This is a genomic window from Chitinophaga costaii (assembly GCF_900094705.1).
Lineage (GTDB): Bacteria > Bacteroidota > Bacteroidia > Chitinophagales > Chitinophagaceae > Chitinophaga > Chitinophaga costaii.
The window spans coordinates 1-3,057 of the sequence record NZ_FMAR01000040.1 but is presented as its reverse complement, the minus strand read 5'-3'; the positions used below and the strand labels follow the sequence as shown (position 1 = coordinate 3,057).

Annotated in this window: 4 protein-coding genes; 1 reads left to right on the top strand and 3 read right to left on the bottom strand. The window is 41.8% G+C overall.

The window, feature by feature from the left end:
* The coding region (locus GA0116948_RS20770) for a hypothetical protein (RefSeq protein ID WP_139111397.1) at positions 1-275 on the bottom strand (275 nt) is incomplete at its 3' end.
* 198 nt (positions 276-473) lie between these two features.
* Here GA0116948_RS20770 and GA0116948_RS21145 point away from each other — a divergent pair.
* A complete protein-coding gene (locus tag GA0116948_RS21145) occupies positions 474-695 on the top strand; it encodes a hypothetical protein (protein ID WP_123891890.1) in 222 nt (73 codons plus the stop codon).
* A 106-nt stretch (positions 696-801) separates the two neighbouring features.
* Here the strand turns inward: GA0116948_RS21145 and GA0116948_RS20765 are convergent, their stop codons facing one another.
* Positions 802-1,488, bottom strand: a complete 687-nt coding sequence (locus tag GA0116948_RS20765) for a hypothetical protein (protein WP_123891891.1) — start codon at positions 1,486-1,488, stop codon at positions 802-804.
* A 21-nt stretch (positions 1,489-1,509) separates the two neighbouring features.
* On the bottom strand, positions 1,510-3,057 hold a 1,548-nt coding region (locus tag GA0116948_RS20760), incomplete at its 5' end, for an RHS repeat-associated core domain-containing protein (RefSeq protein WP_317041944.1).

The window sequence follows — 3,057 nt, the reverse complement described above, 5'->3', positions numbered from 1 at the left end:
ACTTCCCGGATATTGCCCAGGTGGTCCTTTAAGAAATAGTCAAAGACATATTGGGGGGCCTGGCCAGTTTTCAACACCAGGCGTACCCGGCCTTCTTTGTGGGGGATAAATTGCAGTGTATCGTTTTGGTAAACCATGCCAGTGACATAGTCCGTGGTGGTGATTTTTGGCAGATGAACGGTATTGTCTGTTACAATTTTTCTTAGTTTATTACCGCCCTCATCATACACGTATTGTATAGCGCCCTTGGCGGTAATGGTTATCTGCTGCAGCAAGTTCAGGTAATTATAGGCAATGGCTGTGATAGCCTTGTTGTTGTCTACCGTAAGATTACCATTATTATCATACGTGTAATCGGCCGTGTTGCTGTTGATTGGCGGTCTTATTGGCGGTCGGGGTCCTGCGAGGAACGGCTGGACTTACTACGAGCATCTGCTACCGGAAACCACGACAACGATTACGGTAAATGGAAGATGAGCGGAAACAGTTTTTTGAGGAGCGCGTTAGTTATTTTATGGCTGAACTTTAAACGTACTGGTGTTACCCGTCACCTGTTATGGAAAGAGAACCGTCAGCAGTACCCTGGTGGCTATGGCTACTCACAATTTTGTGACCTGCTAACCCGCCACAGTAGTATCATAGATATCTCCATGCAATTTGAGTACCCACCGGGTCAGATGATGATGGGTTATTAAATGCATAAGCATATGGAGCTATTAGTTCATATTTGTCGGCTTTAGAATCCAAAGTATTCCACGTCCCTATCTGCGGATCGTAGATTCTCCGCTAGGGGGCTCCGCGTTATTTAATTTCTTTGATTAAATAATAACTGGAGTACTTTCCATTTATCCCTATCGGCTGTAGCTTATCGTTGCTGATTCTCCACTTCTCGTTATCAAAAATCCTATCTGTCTCAAGCTTAATTTTAAAATTGTTTGATTTCTTACTTTTTAAAAAATAGGTTGGATACCTAAATCCTCTGCTGTCAACAATGTAAAATGCTTTAAGTGTTTCATCCTGATTTATGGTTGTATCACGAAAAACATCTTTGTAGTATAATGTGTCTTTTCTGGTAATTAGGAACAACTGATAATATAAGGAGCTGTTATCCTTGTATGTTACATCAAATTTCATTTGACTGTTATTTGACTTATTAGATGCTTCTTGCACAATAATTTTTTGCATTCTCTTTTCGCTGTTCAAAATCAAGTTGGAGGCCGATACATGCCAGTATCCTTTTGCTTGAATTTTGTAAAATTCAGTATTTATTGCATACTCAAAAGTCGAATCATTCTTTAGCACTAAGTGCTCTGAAGTAAATTTATTAAAATCCTGTTTTGGGCTATTATACTTGCCTATGATACTTTTTGAAGTATCTTTTTGCAAAGATATGTGTTGGAAATCCCCTTTATCGTAATTTGGTTGGGCAATATTTGAAACAAGACATACTAAAAATAGGAGCATTTCGCATAGACCATAATTTGTCATAAAAATTGATTTAATAAATATTTATTGTTGCTGCTGCCCCTTTTTGTAATCAGTTTGATACCCTTTATAAACTTCCGGAACTGGCGTGCCTGCCTTTCTGGCATTAATGGTTTGTTGCCGAAGAGCTTTTCCTGCTTTTGAATTAATGTCAATAGGCCCAGAAGGTAGTCCTTGATATGCTGGCGGCGTCATTGTCACACCTCTTGCTATCACACCATTATTATCCAATAAGTGAGATCTAAAGAAAACGCCATTCTCCAAATAAGCTTGTCGATTATATGCTGCCTTTTCATCTGATACATCATATAACTTTCCTAAAGTTCTACCATCAACAGAAAATGATACTAGGCCGGTTTCATATTGATAGGCGTGTTTCAATTCATGCGCTGCCAATCCTGCAGACTGCAACGGATTAGTTCCTTTGGCAACTCCAACATCAATTTGGCCGTTTTCGTTATTATAGCTCGTTCCACCCTCATCCCTACTCGTATTATAAGCAACATTGTAAATTTGATCGGATTTCTCTAATGTTCCAATTTCACCTAAAGTAGTTTGATATTCACCTACCAGTGCTTTTGCATCATCTTCACTTATTCCTTGCGGCAAAGTCCCCTCCTTTATCAGGCCATTTATTGTCGTGATTGAAGTATTTAAAAAGGATTTAAGATTTGCGACGATTTGATTATTATCAATGATACTGTCGCCATTGGCATCAACATACCGGATGGGGTTATCTGCAGTGTAAAGATAGGGGGATAGGGCAAAATATTTATCAGCAAATCTATCCTGAGTAAAGAAGCGCCCTATTTGATTATCATAAAATCTAGCTCCATAGTCGTATACCTCCAACCCACTCCCATAGCTAAACTCCTCATTCTGCAATTCCTTCCCATTATATTTAAATCTATTCTCCAGCTTCCCTAATGCATGGTTACTAATCCCCGCCATCGTCAACCCAAACGGATAATAATGCGTCTCCTCCAGCAACGGCCCACTGGTATGGTTCACCACCAGATTATCAAAATACACATCCTGCCCACTCTCATTGCTCACGTAAATATAAATAAACCCGGTGGATTTAATCGTCATGGCGCTAACGGCCAGCGTTTGCAGCGCCCCCGGCGATGCCTGTACCTGCCTGTTTCCACTATTACTACTCACCATATTGAACTGGTCATCAAACAACACGAAATTCAGGTAGGCTTTAGGTTTGCTCGCATTGTCTTCACTACCCGGGGTCTGTTTAATCTGATCAAACACGCTACTGTTCATAATAGTGGATGACATAGGGGAGCTGCTTCCCGTAGGCACATGCGCACCGTCTGCCTGTCCGCCGGTGGCAAATGCCTGGAGCAAAGAGGTGATCATGTCCGCAGTAGAGGCATAGCGGGTATTCGCCCCAGTATTGGTATAATATGCTCTTGTGCCGATGGTAATCACATCACCCGCCATTACGCGCAGCACGATAGAAGGCCCGGTCTTCTGGCCACTTTGGGCATTGAGCTTGGCGGCATAAGCATTGGGATTGGTCGTGCCATCCGCGGGATAACCGGTGGGCAGCGCAGTCCG